Genomic DNA, 17,333 nt, shown 5'->3' with positions numbered 1-17,333 from the left:
CTATATATCAGCCCGAGTGGGGCCGATGAGGTGCCGGTCACATTGACCGACGGAGGGTGGTTTGGTTCTTGAGGGAACGCCAGCGGAGCCAAATCCCACAAACGCTGACGATCCAAATGTGGGAGGGGGCTTGCCCCCGATGGCGGTGGGTCAGCTCCAGATTCACCCACTGACAGACTGCCATCGGGGGCGAGCCCCCTCCCACATTGGTTCTGCAGTGACATTAAGGGCCCGTTACAATGCCGCTCCTCTGAAGGAGCCCGCATGCACACCCTACTCACCGACTGGCGCCACCGCCCTACCCACCGCCGCGTCTGGGCCCTGGCTGCGCCGATGATCCTGTCGAATATCTCGGTGCCACTGGTGGCCCTGGTCGACAGCATGGTCATCGGCCACCTGCCCCATGCCCATCAACTGGGCGCCGTGGCGGTCGGCGCCAGCCTGTATACCTTTCTTGCCTGGGCCATGGGCTTCCTGCGCATGGGTTCCACCGGCTTTGCCGCGCAAGCCGCCGGGCGCAACGATGGCGCCGCACTGCGGCAAATCCTGCTGCAAGGCCTGCTGCTGGCGCTGGGCCTGGCGATGCTATTAGGCACAGTGGGCATCCCCCTGAGCCATCTGGCCCTGGAATGGATGCAACCCTCTCCCGAACTGAATCAACTGACCCAAGACTTCTTCAACACCCGCCTGTTCGGCCTGCCCGCCGCGTTGGCCAGCTACGCACTGGTCGGCTGGTTCCTCGGCACGCAGAACGCCCGCGCGCCCTTGGCGATCCTGCTGACCACCAACCTGGTCAACATCGCCCTCAACCTGTGGTTCGTCCTTGGCCTGGATTGGGGTGTGGTCGGTTCGGCGCGCGCGTCCGTTGTCGCCGAATGGGCCGGCGCCCTGCTCGGCCTGGCGCTCACGCAAAAAGCCCTGCGCGCCTACCCCGGCCATCTCGCCTGGGCGGCGTTGAAACGCTGGGAGAGCTGGCGCCCGCTGCTGGCGGTCAACCGCGACATTTTCATCCGCAGCCTCGCGCTGCAATCGGTGTTTTTCATGATCACGGTGCAAGGCGCACGCCTTGGCGACGCTACCGTGGCGGCCAACGCGCTATTGCTCAACGGCCTGTTACTGACGGCCCACGCCCTGGATGGATTGGCCCACGCGGTCGAAGCCCTGTGCGGTCACGCGATCGGCGCCCACGACCGCCCATCCCTGCGCCGCTCGCTGGTGGTGGCCGGCGGTTGGTCACTGATCGCCAGCGTTGGTTTTGCCGTGCTGTTCACCTTCGCCGGCCACCTGTTTATCGCCATGCAGACCGATATTCCCAGCGTGCGCGAAACCGCCGACATCTACTTGCCCTATCTGGCGCTACTGCCGTTGATTGCGGTGTGGAGTTACTTGCTGGACGGCTTGTTCATCGGTGCGACCCGCGCACGGGAAATGCGCAACGGCATGCTGCTGACCCTGTTGCTGACGTTGCCAATCGCGTGGGCGTTGCAGGGTTTGGGGAATCACGGCCTGTGGATAACCTTCCTGCTGTTCATGGCCCTGCGCAGCCTCACTTTGTGGGCGATTGCCTGGCGATTGAACCGGCAGGATCAGTGGCTTGGATAAACGCCGTGACCCGATCCAGTACCGGTGCCAGCCAGCGCAGCGGCTTGGAGAGCGCGGCCACCAGCGTCTGGTGATTGGTCTTGCCGAAGTAGAAGGTTTCAACCGGCACGCCCGCCGCCCGCAACGTGTTGGCCAGGCCGCCGGTATTACGCGAGGGGTTGACCAGCTTGTCGTCGGTCGACGCCATCAACAGGCTCGGCGGTGCGCCGGCGCTGACGTGGTTGATCGGCTGGGAATCGGGCGGTGAATCGGGGAAGAAAAACACCGGTTTTACCTCCGGGTTTTCAATCGGCAGGAAGTCATAAGGCCCGGCCAGGCCGATCCAGCCCTTGAGCATCGACGGTGACAGGTTCACGTGCTCAAGCCATCGCGCGTCCAGCGCGAGCATCGCAGCATTGTACGCACCGGAGCTGTGGCCCATCAGGTAGAGCCGCTGCGGGTCACCGCCGTAGTCGGCGATGTGCTGATGGGTCCAGGCCACCGCTCGGGCGCCGTCTTGGAGAAACGCGGGGTAGCGCACTTGAGGGTAGAGCCGGTAATCGGCAATCACCACGACAATGCCACGTGAAGCCAGGGCTTCGCCGACGAAACCGTAGTCATCCCTGGAGCCGCTGTTCCAGCTGCCGCCGTAGAAAAAAACCACCACCGGCGCGTTGGAGCTAGCAGGCGCAGGCCGGTAGACATCGAGTTTCTGGCGGGAATCATCGCCGTAGGCGATGGCAGCGGTTTTGGTGAAGGTATTGGAAGGAGTGAGGGCGTTGAGGACTTTGATCGGGGAGCAGGCGGCCAAGCATGCTGCCATTGCCAGGGTGAGCACCTGCAGCCATTGACTCAACATTGCTCAGCCCTCAGACAATTTCAGGATTAGCACTGCGTCAAAAGTAGGAGGGGGCAAGCCCCCTCCCACATTTTTTACGAGGACAGGTAGGACGACCGCGTCAGCCCCAGACGCAAGGCATCCAGGAACTGCGTACGCTCCGCCGCACTGATCTTCGCGCTCGCACACTTGTCACGGTAATGCGTCATCAGCTCTTCCGGCGACAAATGCACATAGCGCAGCATGTCTTCGATGGTGTCGTGCGTCTCGATGCCGGCGCTGTACACCGAACCATCTTCACGCTGATAGATATTCACCGAGTCGGTGTCGCCGAACAGGTTGTGCATGTCCCCCAGGATTTCCTGGTAAGCCCCCACCAGGAAGATACCCAGCAAGTAGTCTTCACCTTCGTTCAAGCCGTGTACCGGCAAGCTGGTTTCGATGCTTTGCTCGTCGACGTACTGCTTGATCTTGCCGTCCGAGTCGCAGGTCAGGTCTTGCAGCACGGCACGGCGCAGCGGCTCTTCGTCGAGGCGGTGCAGCGGCAGGATCGGCAGTACCTGGCCGATGGCCCAGGTGTCCGGCAAGCTCTGGAACACCGAGAAGTTGCAGATGTACTTGTCGGCCAGCTTGTCGTTGAGTTCATCCAGCACCTGGCGGTGCGAGCGCTGGCGGGCTTTCAACGAGTTGTGCAGGCGGCGGCACACGGCGAAGTAGCACTGTTCGGCAAGGGCTTTTTCGGCCAAGGTCAGTTTGCCGTCGGCGTACTGGGTGGCCACATCGCTCATGTAGTGGGTGGCGCGCCAGTAGGTTTCGGTGACCATCTCGATGTCGGTCGGGCCCAGCAGGTCTACCAGCCATTGCACGGTTTCCGGCAGGCTTTCCTTGTTTTCGATGACCGGGATTTCGTCGTTGTGTTTCTCGACGTCGGTCACCTGCACCACCAGCATGGCGTGGTGCGCGGTCAGGGAACGGCCGCTTTCGGAGAAGATGTTCGGGTGCGGCAGGCTCTGCGCGTCGCAGAACTCCTTGAGCATACCCACGACCACGCCGGCGTAGTCGTCCATGTCGTAGTTGATCGAGCTGGCGTTACGCGAGTGAGTACCGTCGTAGTCCACGCCCAGGCCACCGCCCACGTCGATGTGGTCCACTGGCAGGCCGAGGTTGCGCAGCTCGCCGTAGTAACGGATGGCTTCCTTGAAACCGTGCTGGTAGTCGGCCAGGTTGGCGATCTGCGAACCCATGTGGAAGTGCAGCAGGCGGATGCCCTGGTCCAGGCCCGCCGCGCGGAAGCGCTCGACCACGGACAGCAACTGCGCCGCCGACAGACCGAACTTGGACTTCTCGCCACCGGTGTCCGCCCACTTGCTCGACGCCAGCGACGACAAGCGCACGCGCAGGCCGACCTGGGGCTTGACCTTAAGGCTGGCAGCCTCTTCGATCACCAGCTCAACTTCAGATTCTTTCTCGATCACGATGAACACGTTGTGGCCGAGCTTCTGGCCCATCAGCGCAAGGCGGATGAACTCACGGTCCTTGTAACCGTTGCAGACGATAGTGCCGCCCTTCGGCGCCAGGGCCAATACCGCCAGCAGCTCAGGCTTGGAGCCGGCTTCCAGGCCAATGGACACGTTCTGGGTGGCGATGATGTTCTCGATCACCGCTTCCTGCTGGTTCACTTTGATCGGGTACAGCGCGGTGTACTTGCTCTGGTACTCGAGGCGCTCGATATTGGAATCGAAGGCACCGGTCAATTGGCGTACGCGATCTTGCAGGATGTCAGGAAAGCGCACCAGCAACGGCAGGGACAGGCCGCTTTTACGCAGTTCATCGACCTGCTCGTACAAGTCGACGGGCGTACTGTTCGGACCGTTCGGACGGACTTCTACGCGACCGGCTTCATTGATCGCGAAATAACCGGCCCCCCAATGGCGAATCCCGTAAACACTGCGGCTGTCCGCAACTGTCCATTGGCTGCCATCGTCTTTGCGTGTGCGTCGTACGGACATCGAAGTCCCCTATATATGAAGTCGAAGGCACCGCCCCTGGTTCGAGGCTGGCGCAGTCTAAAGAATGAAAATGACGATTTGCCTGCAAGCAAGGTAGACCCCACGCGCAGGACAGAGTTTAGACACAGGTTGGGAAGAGGCTTTCAGCCGCCGGACTTCTTGGCCTTGTACCCGAGCTTGATCAGCTCGGCCAACAGCAACTCGACGTGATCGCCCTGGATCTCGATGACCCCGTCTTTCAACGCGCCACCTGTGCCACAGCGCTTTTTCAGCGTGGTGGCCAGTTCCTTCAGCGCCTCTTCGGCCAACGGCACGCCGGTGATGGTGGTCACCGTCTTGCCGCCACGGCCTTTGCTTTCGCGGCGCACGCGGGCAATACCGTCGCCTTCAGGGATCAGGGTCTGTTTGCAGGTACACGAATCCACGGGCTGACGACAGTCCGGGCAGTGTCGACCTGCATCGGTGGAAAATACCAGGCCACCAAGGGCGGCGAAGGATGCGGCTTTTTTGGCCACCGGCAATCCTCTTGGGAGGACAAAGACTGGCCAGCGCTCGGCTCTGGTTAAAAGAGGCGAGTCACCAACCGCGAAGCCCCACTCAGGCAGGGGCAGCGCTACCGAACCACCAGGGTGGTTCGGGTGAAAAGTCGCGCAGTGTAACCACAAAAAGCCGACTTGCTAAGAGCCAAATGGCGCCAATTTATGCAACTTTAGCGACGTGAGGCCAGATAACGTCGCAGCCCCTCTTGGGCGTCCGGGCAGTAAGGCTTTTGTTCGGCCTCCTGCAGGACAGTGCCTATAGGCAAAAAGCGCGCTTCCATGACCTCTTCCGGCTGCAGGCGCAGCGGCCCATCCCAGACTGCCGAGTAGGATTTGCACCAGAGCCGGCTGTCGCCATCTTCGAAGTAGAAATGGTCGTGTTCGACCAATTCCACCCCGCCGACACCCAACTCTTCTTCCAGCTCTCGGGCAGCAGACACGGCATAGGATTCACCCGCCGCTACCATCCCACCCGCCGCAGTGTCCCAGAAACCGGGGTACATGGCTTTGCTCAGGGTGCGCCGGTGCACACACAGCTCACCGGCCGAATTGAACAGGAAGATAAAGGTGCAACGGCCGATCAACCCGCGCTGGCGCAGATCGGCCCTGACAAGACTGCCGAGCAGAGTGTCCTGCTCATCGACCCAGCAGATCAGTTCGGCATCGGAAGCCGCGCGGTGGGCGGCCTCCTTTTGAGTAGCGTCCATCATCAACCTTGGTTGAGCAGCTGACGCAAATCGATCACCGCAGCGTTAGCCCGGGAAATGTAGTTGGCCATCACCAGCGAGTGGTTGGCCAATACGCCAAAGCCGCTGCCGTTAAGGATCATCGGGCTCCACACCGGCTCTTGCGAGGCCTCCAGCTCACGAATGATCTGGCGCACGCTGACGGTGGCGTTCTTCTTGGCCAGCACGTCGGCAAAGTCGACTTCGATGGCGCGCAGCAGGTGCGACAGGGCCCAGGCCTGGCCGCGTGCTTCGTAGAACACGTTGTCGATCTGCATCCATGGGGTTTCCACCACTTCTTCATCGACCTGCGGCACTTCACCCGGAGCCAGGGCTTCGGTTTTCAGTGCGGTGTTGAGTTTTACCCGGCCGACACTGGCCGACAGGCGTTGCGACAGCGAGCCCAGGCGGGTGGCGACATCGCCCAGCCAGTTGTTCAGGTTATCGGCACGCGCGTAGAACAGTGCGCCGCGCTGGTTCGGGTCGGACAAGCGCGCTTCATAGCGGCTCAGGGAATTGATGCCTTCCTGGTATTCCGACTCACTGGATGGCAGCACCCAGCTCTTGTTGTCGAAGTTAAAGCGCGGCTCGGCCTTGGCCAGATCGGCGTCTTCGGCCGACTGCGACTGCGAGCGGGCGAAGTCTTTACGCAGGGCGCGGGTCAGGTCGCGCACCTGCACCAGCACGCCATATTCCCAGCTCGGCATGTTGTCCATCCACAGGCCTGGCGGGAAACGGTCGTTGGAAATGTAGCCGCCGGGCTTGTTCAGCAAGGTGCCGACCACGGTCTTGAGGGTTTCGACGGTGGTAAAGCCCACCACCATCTGCTTGCCGTCTTTTTCGGCGGCAATCTGCGCGTTCTGCTGGACCGGAAACAGTGCCGGCTCTTCGCTCCAGTACCAGCCCAAGGCGCCGGTGACCAGCAGGTACAGGCCGAGCACGCTGAGCACGGCACGGCTCATCAGCACGGTACGAAGATAACTGCGGTTGGCCGACTTGGGCTCAGGGGCGGGGCCTTTGGCACTGCCTGCACGGTTTTTCCAGTCCAGCATGGCGATATCCTTTCAATCACTTGAGTTCATGCACTTGAATTGATGGCGTGCGTTCAAACACTCCGACCACAACCCTACCCCATCGTGCCCGCCCGTGCGGGGCTTTTCACCAAACTGGCGTACAGAGGGTATTCGACTATAAAGGATGCACGCTTTTTACGCTGCGCGACCACCGGGTCAGCAACTGAATACCCGGAACACACAGTTTATTGATGCATGACACTCATCCCAAGGAAAAGAGGTGCTAGCATAGAGCCATCAGTCGACCTCAGCATGCACCCTAACTAGTAGTCAGGATATGACCGAGCCAGAAGACCCCAGCCGTGAGCGTCTCAAGCAGCATTTTGCCCAGCGGGTAATTCATCAGGCACGTCAAATTCTTGAGATCTGGCAGCGCCTGCAACGCAGCGAGTGGTCAGGCACCGACCTTTCCGAACTCAGTGAGGCCAATTTGCGCCTGCTGCGGTTTGCCGAGCGCTTCGAACAACCGGAACACCGCCATCTGGCGCAACACATCGGCGACTCCCTCAAGGCAGTCGACGAGAACCGTGGGCGCCTCAGCAGCCACCTGATCACCGAACTCAATCGCTTGATGCAGCGCCTGTCCCGCACCGGCCTGCGCCAGGGCGACCAGCTGGAACAAACCTTCCTGCCGCCGATGCGCAAGCCGATCTACGTCATGCTGGCCGATCACGACCGCGCCGAGCGGCTGGCCAAGCAGCTGGAATTCTTCGGTTTGAGCGCCCAATCCCTCGACAGCGTGGCCGCGTTTCGGGCGGCGATGGCCGAGCGCCTGCCTTCGGCGATTGTGATGGACGTGGATTTCTGCGGCACCGGCCTGGGCCTCAAGCTCGCCGCCGAAGCCCAGGAAGGCCTGGAGCACAAACTGCCGCTGCTGTTCTTCAGCCTGCACGAGACCGACACCCCTACCCGGCTGGCCGCCGTGCGCGCCGGGGGCCAGGAGTTCCTGACCGGGACGCTGGAAGCTTCAAGCCTGTTGGAAAAAATCGAAGTGCTGACCTGCGTCGCCCAGTACGAGCCGTATAAGGTGCTGATCATCGACGATTCGCGGGCCCAGGCGCTGCACACCGAGCGGCTGCTCAACAGCGCCGGTATCGTCACCCGCACGCTGATCGAACCGATCCAGGCCATGGCTGAGCTGGCGGACTTCCAGCCCGACCTGATCATCCTCGACATGTATATGCCCGCCTGTACCGGTACCGAACTGGCCAAGGTGATCCGCCATAACGACCGTTATGTCAGCGTACCGATCATCTACCTGTCGGCCGAGGACGACTTGGACAAACAACTGGACGCCATGAGCGAAGGCGGCGATGACTTCCTCACCAAGCCGATCAAGCCGCGCCACCTGATCACCACCGTGCGCAACCGCGCCGCTCGCGCACGCAACCTCAAGGCACGGATGGTGCGCGACAGCCTGACCGGCCTGTACAACCACACCCACATCCTGCAACTGCTTGAAGACTGCAGCTTCCGCGCACGCCGCGAGAACAAGCCGCTGAGCTTTGCCATGCTGGATATCGACCACTTCAAGCGGGTCAATGACAGCCACGGCCACCCCATGGGTGACCGCGTGATCAAAAGCCTGGCGCTGTTTCTCAAGCAGCGCCTGCGCAAGACCGACTACATCGGGCGCTACGGCGGCGAAGAGTTCGCCATTGTGATGCCGGACACCGACCTGGAATCGGCCTGCAAGGTGCTGGATGAAATCCGTGGCCGCTTTGCCGAAATCCACTACCCGGCCCAACCGCAGGATTTATGGTGCACGTTCAGCGCCGGGCTGGTGGAGCTGTGCGACGACTCCGACAGCCTGATGATGGCCGCCCAGGCCGACGAGGCGCTGTACCGCGCCAAGCACGCCGGGCGCAACCGCGTGCAGGCTGCGCGCGCATCAAAGCAAAGTGCCATCTTTTCACCGGAATCCACTGATTCGGTCATAACGCTGTAACGCAAACGCAATAACTTCAGGCACTTATCTTTTGCTGTCGGTTGATACCACGCATGCGCCTGAAGCTGCTGACCAATCTCAATACCCTTCTTCTGGTGGCCGTGTGCCTGGCGCTGGGGGCGACGCTGTGGTGGTCGCAACGGGCGCTGGAGCGGCCTTATCTGCTGATGGAACGTTACCTGGGCCTGTCGCAGACCTTCCAGAACCAGGCTGCACGCAACATCGACGACTACCTGGCCAGTGGCGATGCCTTGCGCCTGAGCAGCGCCGGCCAGAGCCTGGAAAGCCTGTTGCAGCATCTGGATGAACTGCCTGCGGACCTCGCACAAAACCTGCGGCCCAGCCTGGTCGACCTGGATGCGTTCAGCAAGACCGACTTGCTGGCTGCCGGCAAGCTGGCTGGCGACCCACAAGCCTTGCTGCTGCAGGCCGAGCGCGAATTGGGCGCGAACCTGGAGCAACTGAGCCAATACGCCAGCGGCGTGAATTCTGCCGAAGCTGCGCGTTACTTGCCCCCACTGCTGGCGGCATCCCAGCACCTGGCCAAGCTGTCCCTGGCCCGCGACAAACTGGTGAGCAGCGGGCGCGCGGAATTGGCCACGGATGTGGAGCGCGAAGTCGCCAATATCCGCACCCAGGCCGACCTGTTGGAGCAACTGCCCTTGCTGGGGGTGAAGGCCAGTGCCGAATCCGGCGCCGATGACTTCTCGGCCATGATGGGCTTGGAAAACAGTGAAAAAGCCGAAGCCCAGGACACCGGCGTCGACCTCAAGCGCGAACTCAACAGCCTGCTGACCCGCTATCCCGCTGAACTCAAGCGCACCCGCGAACAAATCCAGCAACGCGCTGACCTGGCCGCCCGCACCCGCCTGAAAATCAACGCCGTGCAGGAGGCCATTGCGGGCCTGGAACCGGTTGTGCGCGCACAGCACGGTGCGATCCAGGGCGAAGTGCGTGTGATGCAAGGGGTGATGATCGGCCTGATCCTGCTGATCGCACTGCTGATCGACACCCTGCAACGACGCTTGGCACGGGTGCTGACCAACCTGGCACCCGCCCTGTCGACCTGGGCCGAAGGTGACTTCAGCCGGCCGATTGCCTTGGGCAAGACCAACCGCGAACTCCACGATATCGAAGCCTCACTGAACCGCCTGCGCGCCTACCTGGTGGACCTGGTCGGCACGATTCGCGGCAATGCCGAGGAAGTCGCGGGCAGCAGCCGCGCCCTCGCCGAACTGAGCAGCGGCCTGCACGACGGCGCCGAACGCCAGGCTGGGGACACGGCGCAGATCCGCGATTCGCTGGGTGAACTGGAAGCGACCATCCAGCAAGTCGCCGGCGATGCCAGCCAGGCCGCCGGCGCCAGCCGCAGCGCGGGCCAGGCGGTGGAGCAAGGCCAGCGTGTGATCGGCCTGAGCCTGACCGGGCTGCATGCCCTGGTGGGCGAAGTGCAACAAAACGCGCAGATGATCGAAAAACTCGCCGAAGAATCGGCCACCATCGGCGGCGTGCTGACGGTGATCCGCTCGATTGCCGACCAGACCAACCTGCTGGCCCTCAACGCGGCTATCGAGGCCGCCCGCGCCGGTGAAGCCGGCCGTGGGTTTGCCGTGGTCGCCGACGAAGTCCGTTCCCTGGCCCAGCGCACCGCCGGCGCGACCGCAGAAATCCAGACCCTGATCGCCGGTCTGCAAAGCGCCGCCCACCAATCGGTACAAGGCATGCGCGCGCAGGTCGAACACGCCGAAGCTACCGCCCAGCAGGCCCAGGCCGCGGACGGCGCGCTGGATGAAATCGTCGGCGCCATCCAGACCATTTCCGAAACAGCCGTGCGCATCGCGGATGTGACGGCACAGCAAAGTGGTGCCGTCAGTGAGATTCGCGACAACAGCGAGCGGATTCACCAGTTGGGCGAGGATAATCTGCTGCGCATTGGCCAGGGCCGCAGCCAGGGCGAGCATTTGCTGGTGCTGGGTGGGCAGCTCAATACGGCGGTGCAGGCCTTCCGCGTCTGACCTGATCTATTGCCCCGTGGAGATCAAAAGGTGGGAGGGGGCTTGCTCCCGATTGCGGGGTGTCAGCCACTGTATGTGTTGACTGATGCACCGCCATCGGGAGCACGCCCCCTCCCACATTGATCTCCACCGGATTCAACGCTGTCTCGCCAATGACCGGATCCTGGCCCGTAGTCACAAATTTTGCGCAATCCTCGCTAATCGTGCCGCCTACTGCATAGAACTGGACAGTCACAAAGGCTTTGCGGCATAGTCGCCGAGTTCTGCCGTACCCACATCAATAACAAGGAACAGCCGATGGCGACCTTACTGGTTCTTCACGGACCCAACCTGAACCTGCTCGGCACCCGTGAACCGGGCGTCTACGGGGCAGTGACCCTCGATCAGATCAACCTCGATCTTGAACGCAGGGCGCGTGAAGCCGGCCACCATCTGCTCTATCTGCAAAGCAATGCCGAGTACGAATTGATTGATCGCATCCATGCCGCGCGCGGCGAAGGCGTGGACTTTATCCTGATCAATCCCGCCGCTTTTACACACACAAGCGTTGCATTACGTGACGCGTTGCTGGCGGTGAGCATCCCATTCATCGAAGTGCATTTGTCGAACGTGCACAAACGCGAACCTTTCCGCCATCACTCTTACTTCTCCGACGTAGCGGTAGGAGTGATCTGCGGCCTTGGCGCCAGCGGTTACCGACTGGCCCTGGAGGCCGCCCTGGAACAGCTTGAACAACCGGCCAAGCGCCCCTGACCGACCCTTGGGAGTTGATGATTCATGGATATCCGTAAAGTTAAGAAACTGATCGAACTGCTGGAAGAATCCGGTATCGACGAGCTGGAAATCAAGGAAGGCGAAGAGTCCGTACGGATCAGCCGTCACAGCAAGACCCCGGCCCAGCAGTTCTACGCGCCACAGATGCAAGCACCGGCGCCAGCCGCTGCTGCACCGGCCGCCGCCCCTGCTGCCGCCGCACCTGCCGCCCCAGCCGCGCCTGCGCTGAACGGCTTCGTGGTCAAGTCGCCAATGGTCGGTACGTTCTACCGCACCCCGGCACCGACCTCGCCAGCCTTCGTTGAAGTCGGCAAGACCGTGAAAGTGGGCGACACCATCTGCATCGTAGAAGCGATGAAAATGATGAACCACATCACGGCTGAAAAAGCCGGCGTCATCGAATCCATCCTGGTAGAAAACGGTCAGCCGGTTGAGTACGACCAGCCGCTGTTCACCATCGTTTGAACCGCGGAGCGCCTTCGATGTTGAAACCTGCGAAGAAACTGCAAAAAGTCCTGATCGCCAACCGCGGCGAGATCGCGCTGCGTATCCTGCGCGCCTGTAAGGAAGAGGGCATCAAGACCGTCGCTGTTTACTCGACGGCCGATACCGAATTGATGCACGTGAAACTGGCGGACGAAAGCATTTGCATCGGCCCGCCACTGGCCACGAACTCGTACCTGAAAGTCTCGAACATCATCGCGGCCGCGGAAGTGACCGGCGCTGATGGTATCCACCCAGGCTACGGCTTCCTCGCGGAAAACGCCGATTTCGCCGAACAGGTGGAAAAATCCGGGTTTGCCTTCATCGGCCCGAAAGCCGACACCATTCGCCTGATGGGCGACAAGGTCTCGGCCAAGGACGCCATGATCGCCGCCGGTGTACCCACCGTTCCTGGCTCCGACGGCCCACTGCCGGAAGACGAAGAAACCGCTCTGCGCATTGGTCGTGAAGTCGGCTACCCAGTGATCATCAAGGCCGCCGGTGGCGGTGGTGGTCGCGGCATGCGCGTGGTGCACAAGGAAGAGGACCTGATCGAAGCCGCCAAGCAGACCCGCTCCGAAGCGGGCGCCTGGTTCGGCAACCCGATGGTCTACCTGGAAAAATACCTGACCAACCCACGTCACGTGGAAGTCCAGGTACTGTCCGACGGCCAGGGCCACGCCATCCACCTGGGCGACCGCGATTGCTCGCTGCAACGTCGTCACCAGAAGGTACTGGAAGAAGCACCGGCACCGGGCCTGGATGAAAAGGCTCGCCAGGAAGTGCTGGCACGCTGCGTCAAGGCGTGCATCGACATCAACTACCGTGGCGCCGGTACTTTCGAGTTCCTCTACGAGAACGGTCGTTTCTACTTCATCGAGATGAACACTCGTGTGCAGGTAGAGCACCCGGTTTCGGAGATGGTCACCGGTATCGACATCGTCAAGGAGATGCTCAGCATCGCCGCCGGCAACGAACTGTCCTTCACCCAGGACGACGTGAAGATGCACGGCCACTCCCTGGAGTGCCGCATCAACGCCGAAGACCCGAAAACCTTTATCCCGAGTCCAGGCCTGGTCAAGCATTTCCATGCACCGGGCGGCAACGGCGTTCGCGTCGATTCGCACCTGTACAGCGGCTACAAGGTTCCGTCCAACTACGACTCGCTGATCGGCAAGCTGATCACCTGGGGCGCCACTCGCGACGAGGCCATGGCCCGTATGCGTAACGCCCTGGACGAAATCGTGGTAGACGGCATCAAGACCAACATCCCGCTGCACCGGGACTTGGTTCGTGATGAAGGCTTCTGCGAAGGGGGAGTGAACATTCACTACCTGGAACACAAGCTGGCTAACCAGTAAGTGCTCCACTCAACAAAGCCGCCTTCGGGCGGCTTTGTTGTTTCTGCGGCACCGGCAATTACCTCTGTGGTGAGCGGGCTTGCCCCGCGCTGGGTGGCGAAGCCGCCCCAAAACCTGCCAACCCGTTTTAATTGGATAAATGCGGTGCCTGGATCAGGGAGGCTTCGCCACCCAACGCGGGGCAAGCCCGCTCACTACAAAAAGCCTCGCTCGCCACAGCATCATGCTCTCGCGTAAACTTGCGCGCTTTCGCGACCCAGCAGTCGCACACTCATTTTTTCAAAGGTGCCCGCCATGCCTTGGCTGCAAGTCCGTCTCGCCATCAGCCCAGAACAAGCCGAAACCTACGAAGACGCTTTCCTTGAAGTCGGCGCTGTCTCGGTCACGTTCATGGACGCCGAAGACCAACCGATCTTCGAACCCGAACTCAACACCACCCCGCTCTGGTCGCACACCCATTTGCTGGCCCTGTTCGAAGACGGCACCGATGCCGCCGCCGTACTGGCCCATATGGAATTGCTCACCGGCGGCCCGCTGCCGGAGCATCACAGCGAAGTCATCGAAGACCAGGACTGGGAACGCAGCTGGATGGACAACTTCCAGCCGATGCGTTTCGGCCAGCGCCTGTGGATCGTGCCGAGCTGGCATGCCGCGCCTGAGCCGGACGCGGTCAACCTGCTGCTGGACCCGGGCCTGGCGTTCGGCACCGGCACCCACCCAACCACCGCGCTGTGCCTGGAATGGCTGGACGGCCAGGACCTGACCGACAGCCACGTGCTCGACTTCGGTTGCGGCTCGGGGATCCTGGCGATTGCCGCCTTGTTGCTGGGCGCCAAGGAAGCCGTGGGCACCGATATCGACGTGCAGGCGCTGGAAGCCTCGCGCGATAACGCCGGTCGCAACAACATCCCTGAAGGCAAATTCCCACTCTACCTGCCGGAGCAATTGCCCCAGGTGCAGGCCGACGTACTGGTCGCCAACATCCTCGCAGGACCGCTGGTGTCCTTGGCGCCGCAGTTGTCGAGCCTGGTCAAGCCGGGCGGCCGCCTGGCGCTGTCGGGCATCCTTGCCGAGCAAGGCGAAGACGTCGCTGCCGCCTACGCGAAGGATTTCGAGCTGGATCCGATCGCCAACCGCGATGGCTGGGTACGCATCAGCGGTCGTCGGCGCTAGAATGAGCGCTTGCCTGAATCGGATGGCCGCATGACCGACAGTTTCGTCACCCAGTGCCCGCATTGCCAATCGCGCTTTCGCGTCAACCACGCTCAATTGAGCGTGGCCCGTGGCGTGGTTCGCTGCGGCTCGTGCCTGCAAGTGTTCAATGCGGCTCGCCAGTTGCTGGAGCAGCGTGCTGCCGGTACACCGGCGCCTGAGCTGCCGGCCGCGGCTGAGCCAGAGCTGCCACGGGCTATCAGCCAGAAGCAGTGGACCGCCGAAGAGCTGGACCTGGACAACCTGGACCTGGACGAAGAACTGGCCAAGCTGGAACGTCGCGAGATTCAGCACACCCAGCCTGCCGGCGCAGAACGTCGCCAAGCGGGTACTGATCGTCGGCAAAAAGATGAGCCTCTCAGCGCCAGCCGCAACACCGTCAAGGCCGAGGAAGAAAAATGGGCTGCCAGCCTGTTCAGCGAACCGCCTGAAGAGCGCGTGCAAGCCACGCACATCGAACCCGAACCGACGAACGCACCTGCGACCAAGCAGCGCACCGAGCCGTCCATGTCGTTTCACACCGACGACCTCGACGATGAGCCACCCCTGCGTTCCATGCCCGACGATGACGACGTCGATCCGCCGTTCACGCCATTGACCCAATCGGCCGATGACGTTGAACCCGAAGAACGCCCCAAACCCCCTCGCAAGCGCCCGCGCGCCGAAACGAGTGTGCACGACGAGCAACTGTTGGATCTCGAAGACGATCCGCTGCACCTCTACGCGCAAAAGCGTCCGGCCAGCCTGGGCCGTCGCCTGATCTGGCTGTTGCTGGTGCTGATCGCCGCCGGCGGCCTCGCAGCCCAGTACATCGCCTACCAATTCGACGACCTGGCCCGCCAGGACGCCTACCGTCCGTGGTTCCAGCAACTGTGCCCCACACTGGGCTGTACGGTGCCGTCGCGGGTCGATATCGCCCATATCAAGAGCAGTAACCTGGTGGTACGCAGCCACCCGGACTTCGCCGGGGCGCTGGTGGTGGACGCCATCATCTATAACCGTGCGACATTCTCCCAGCCCTTCCCGCTGCTGGAGCTGCGCTTTGCCGACCTGAATGGCAGCCTGATTGCCAGTCGTCGCTTCAAACCCGCCGAATACCTTAGCGGCGAGTTGGCCGGTGTGAGCGAAATGCCATCGCAAACGCCGATCCATATCTCCCTGGATATCCTTGATCCGGGCAATAAAGCCGTGAATTACAGCCTGAGCTTTCACTCGCCCGAGTGAATCGGTTCACGCACCGAGGTTTGACGGCGAGTTATTGACTAAGCCCCGCGCGACCAAACCGGTAGCGATAAAGAAATAACTGTTCAGATTTTATCCAATTCAGCCTTTATCCAGTCATCGAGAGCGGGTATCATGCCAACCCTTTTTCGAACTCTAATGATCCGGCCCCACAACAGGGAAGTCCTATGTCGGCGGTACGCATCGGCCCATACACATTGCAGAACGGCTTGATTCTCGCCCCGATGGCGGGTGTCACTGACCAGCCCTTTCGTCAGCTGTGCAAGCGGTTGGGCGCGGGTCTAGTAGTCTCGGAAATGGTCACCAGCGACATGAGCTTGTGGAACACCCGCAAATCGCGGATGCGCATGATCCACGAAGGCGATCCCGAGCCCCGCTCGGTCCAGATCGCCGGTGGAGATGCACAGATGCTGGCGGATGCGGCCCGGGCCAACGTGGAGTTGGGGGCGCAGATCATCGACATCAACATGGGCTGCCCGGCCAAGAAGGTCTGCAACAAGGCCGCCGGTTCCGCGCTGTTGAAAGATGAGCAATTGGTTGCCGAGATCCTGCAGGCCGTTGTCGCCGCAGTCGATGTGCCGGTCACCCTGAAGATTCGCACCGGCTGGGACCGGGACAACAAGAACGGCCTGACGGTGGCGAAGATCGCCGAACAGGCAGGCATTACAGCGCTGGCGGTGCATGGCCGCACCCGCGCCGACCTTTACACCGGTGAAGCCGAGTACGACACCATCGCTGCGATCAAGCAGGCGGTGTCGATACCGGTGTTTGCCAATGGCGACATCGACTCCGCCGAGAAAGCCCGGCGTGTGCTGCACGCCACCGGTGCCGATGGTTTGTTGATTGGCCGGGCCGCCCAGGGGCGACCGTGGATTTTTCGTGAGATCGAGCATTTTCTGCGTACTGGCGACGTATTGCCGGCACCGGAGCTGATCGAGGTGGAACGTATTCTGCTAGAGCATTTGGCCGCCCTGCACGCTTTCTATGGAGACGTGATGGGAGTACGCATTGCCCGCAAGCATGTCGGCTGGTATCTCGCAACCTTGCCGGGCGCCAGGGAGTTTCGCGCCCACTTCAATCGTTTGGATGATACGGAAGCACAGTGCGCCAACGTTCGTGAGTTCTTCAGCGAGCGTTACAAGAGCCTGGGGACAGGGGACGGAGAGGGGGTGGCCGCATGACGATGATGACCGAGACTTTAGTGAGTGGAACAACACCCGTGAGCGACAACGTCAATTTGAAACAGCACCTCAACACGCCGAGCGAAGAAGGTCAGACCCTTCGCGGGAGTGTCGAGAAGGCGCTGCACAATTATTTCGCCCACCTTGAGGGCGCTTCCGTCACGGACGTGTACAACCTGGTGCTCTCCGAAGTCGAGGCGCCCTTGCTCGAAAGCGTGATGAACTACGTCAAGGGCAACCAGACCAAAGCCAGTGAGCTGCTGGGCCTCAACCGTGGCACCTTGCGCAAAAAGCTCAAACAATACGATTTGCTGTAAGCATTCAATCAAACCAGAAAGGCGCCCGCGTAAAA

Annotated in this window: 15 protein-coding genes; 10 read left to right on the top strand and 5 right to left on the bottom strand. The window is 61.6% G+C overall.

Translation table 11 applies throughout. The annotated features are described in order from the left end of the window. Positions 1 to 264: 264 nt before the first annotated feature. A complete protein-coding gene (locus K7431_RS25535) occupies positions 265 to 1,602 on the top strand; it encodes an MATE family efflux transporter (RefSeq protein WP_012722007.1) in 1,338 nt (445 codons plus the stop codon). Here K7431_RS25535 and K7431_RS25530 read toward each other — a convergent pair. From K7431_RS25530 to K7431_RS25510, 5 genes are all read right to left on the bottom strand, one after another. After that, positions 1,547 to 2,440 carry an alpha/beta hydrolase gene (locus tag K7431_RS25530; RefSeq protein ID WP_012722006.1) on the bottom strand — a complete coding sequence of 298 codons (894 nt, stop codon included), beginning with the start codon at positions 2,438 to 2,440 and terminating at the stop codon, positions 1,547 to 1,549. The two genes, K7431_RS25535 and K7431_RS25530, sit on opposite strands and share 56 nt — an antisense overlap. 74 nt (positions 2,441 to 2,514) lie before the next feature. Further along, a complete protein-coding gene (gene speA / locus K7431_RS25525) occupies positions 2,515 to 4,428 on the bottom strand; it encodes an arginine decarboxylase (protein WP_012722005.1) in 1,914 nt (637 codons plus the stop codon). Positions 4,429 to 4,571: 143 nt separating this feature from the next. Further along, complete coding sequence (locus K7431_RS25520; protein ID WP_012722004.1) at positions 4,572 to 4,943, bottom strand: translation initiation factor Sui1; 372 nt, start codon at positions 4,941 to 4,943, stop codon at positions 4,572 to 4,574. A gap of 194 nt (positions 4,944 to 5,137) precedes the next feature. Continuing rightward, complete coding sequence (locus K7431_RS25515; RefSeq protein WP_012722003.1) at positions 5,138 to 5,674, bottom strand: NUDIX hydrolase; 537 nt, start codon at positions 5,672 to 5,674, stop codon at positions 5,138 to 5,140. Between the two features lie 2 nt (positions 5,675 to 5,676). Continuing rightward, a complete protein-coding gene (locus tag K7431_RS25510; protein WP_370636181.1) occupies positions 5,677 to 6,654 on the bottom strand; it encodes a DUF2333 family protein in 978 nt (325 codons plus the stop codon). Between the two features lie 388 nt (positions 6,655 to 7,042). On the opposite strand from K7431_RS25510, the gene K7431_RS25505 reads away from it, so the two are divergent. The 9 genes from K7431_RS25505 to fis all read left to right on the top strand — a co-directional run bounded on the left by K7431_RS25505 (position 7,043) and on the right by fis (position 17,298). Continuing rightward, positions 7,043 to 8,713, top strand: coding sequence for a response regulator (locus K7431_RS25505; RefSeq protein ID WP_012722001.1), 1,671 nt, complete (start codon positions 7,043 to 7,045; stop codon positions 8,711 to 8,713). Positions 8,714 to 10,179: 1,466 nt separating this feature from the next. Beyond that, a complete protein-coding gene (locus K7431_RS31455) occupies positions 10,180 to 10,728 on the top strand; it encodes a methyl-accepting chemotaxis protein (RefSeq protein ID WP_405121883.1) in 549 nt (182 codons plus the stop codon). A 297-nt stretch (positions 10,729 to 11,025) separates the two neighbouring features. Continuing rightward, positions 11,026 to 11,481 carry a type II 3-dehydroquinate dehydratase gene (gene aroQ / locus K7431_RS25495; protein ID WP_012721999.1) on the top strand — a complete coding sequence of 152 codons (456 nt, stop codon included), beginning with the start codon at positions 11,026 to 11,028 and terminating at the stop codon, positions 11,479 to 11,481. A 24-nt stretch (positions 11,482 to 11,505) separates the two neighbouring features. Further along, on the top strand, positions 11,506 to 11,967 hold the full coding sequence (accB, locus tag K7431_RS25490; RefSeq protein WP_012721998.1) for an acetyl-CoA carboxylase biotin carboxyl carrier protein: 462 nt from the start codon (positions 11,506 to 11,508) through the stop codon (positions 11,965 to 11,967). 17 nt (positions 11,968 to 11,984) lie between these two features. Then, positions 11,985 to 13,346, top strand: a complete 1,362-nt coding sequence (accC, locus tag K7431_RS25485; protein WP_043204721.1) for an acetyl-CoA carboxylase biotin carboxylase subunit — start codon at positions 11,985 to 11,987, stop codon at positions 13,344 to 13,346. Positions 13,347 to 13,640: 294 nt separating this feature from the next. Next, a complete protein-coding gene (gene prmA, locus K7431_RS25480; protein WP_010213491.1) occupies positions 13,641 to 14,519 on the top strand; it encodes a 50S ribosomal protein L11 methyltransferase in 879 nt (292 codons plus the stop codon). Between the two features lie 30 nt (positions 14,520 to 14,549). Continuing rightward, positions 14,550 to 15,782: a DUF3426 domain-containing protein gene (locus K7431_RS25475; RefSeq protein ID WP_012721996.1), complete on the top strand. Its 1,233-nt coding sequence runs from the start codon at positions 14,550 to 14,552 to the stop codon at positions 15,780 to 15,782. Between the two features lie 185 nt (positions 15,783 to 15,967). Then, complete coding sequence (gene dusB / locus K7431_RS25470; RefSeq protein ID WP_012721995.1) at positions 15,968 to 16,981, top strand: tRNA dihydrouridine synthase DusB; 1,014 nt, start codon at positions 15,968 to 15,970, stop codon at positions 16,979 to 16,981. Then, positions 16,978 to 17,298 (top strand): DNA-binding transcriptional regulator Fis, encoded by a 321-nt coding sequence (gene fis, locus K7431_RS25465; RefSeq protein WP_002555375.1) that lies wholly within the window; start codon positions 16,978 to 16,980, stop codon positions 17,296 to 17,298. The genes dusB and fis overlap by 4 nt, the downstream gene beginning before the upstream one ends. Positions 17,299 to 17,333 lie beyond the last annotated feature (35 nt).

This window comes from Pseudomonas fluorescens group sp. (genome assembly GCF_020093335.1).
Lineage (GTDB): Bacteria > Pseudomonadota > Gammaproteobacteria > Pseudomonadales > Pseudomonadaceae > Aquipseudomonas > Aquipseudomonas petroselini.
This window is presented reverse-complemented; position numbering and strand designations above follow the sequence as displayed.

Coding starts and splice junctions, on each gene's coding strand:
- K7431_RS25535 (WP_012722007.1), top strand. CDS start 265: ATGCACACCCTACTCACCGACTGGCGCCACCGCCCTACCCACCGCCGC.
- K7431_RS25530 (WP_012722006.1), bottom strand. CDS start 2,440: ATGTTGAGTCAATGGCTGCAGGTGCTCACCCTGGCAATGGCAGCATGC.
- speA (WP_012722005.1), bottom strand. CDS start 4,428: ATGTCCGTACGACGCACACGCAAAGACGATGGCAGCCAATGGACAGTT.
- K7431_RS25515 (WP_012722003.1), bottom strand. CDS start 5,674: ATGGACGCTACTCAAAAGGAGGCCGCCCACCGCGCGGCTTCCGATGCC.
- K7431_RS25510 (WP_370636181.1), bottom strand. CDS start 6,654: ATGAGCCGTGCCGTGCTCAGCGTGCTCGGCCTGTACCTGCTGGTCACC.
- K7431_RS25505 (WP_012722001.1), top strand. CDS start 7,043: ATGACCGAGCCAGAAGACCCCAGCCGTGAGCGTCTCAAGCAGCATTTT.
- K7431_RS31455 (WP_405121883.1), top strand. CDS start 10,180: ATGATCGAAAAACTCGCCGAAGAATCGGCCACCATCGGCGGCGTGCTG.
- aroQ (WP_012721999.1), top strand. CDS start 11,026: ATGGCGACCTTACTGGTTCTTCACGGACCCAACCTGAACCTGCTCGGC.
- accB (WP_012721998.1), top strand. CDS start 11,506: ATGGATATCCGTAAAGTTAAGAAACTGATCGAACTGCTGGAAGAATCC.
- accC (WP_043204721.1), top strand. CDS start 11,985: ATGTTGAAACCTGCGAAGAAACTGCAAAAAGTCCTGATCGCCAACCGC.
- prmA (WP_010213491.1), top strand. CDS start 13,641: ATGCCTTGGCTGCAAGTCCGTCTCGCCATCAGCCCAGAACAAGCCGAA.
- K7431_RS25475 (WP_012721996.1), top strand. CDS start 14,550: ATGACCGACAGTTTCGTCACCCAGTGCCCGCATTGCCAATCGCGCTTT.
- dusB (WP_012721995.1), top strand. CDS start 15,968: ATGTCGGCGGTACGCATCGGCCCATACACATTGCAGAACGGCTTGATT.
- fis (WP_002555375.1), top strand. CDS start 16,978: ATGACGATGATGACCGAGACTTTAGTGAGTGGAACAACACCCGTGAGC.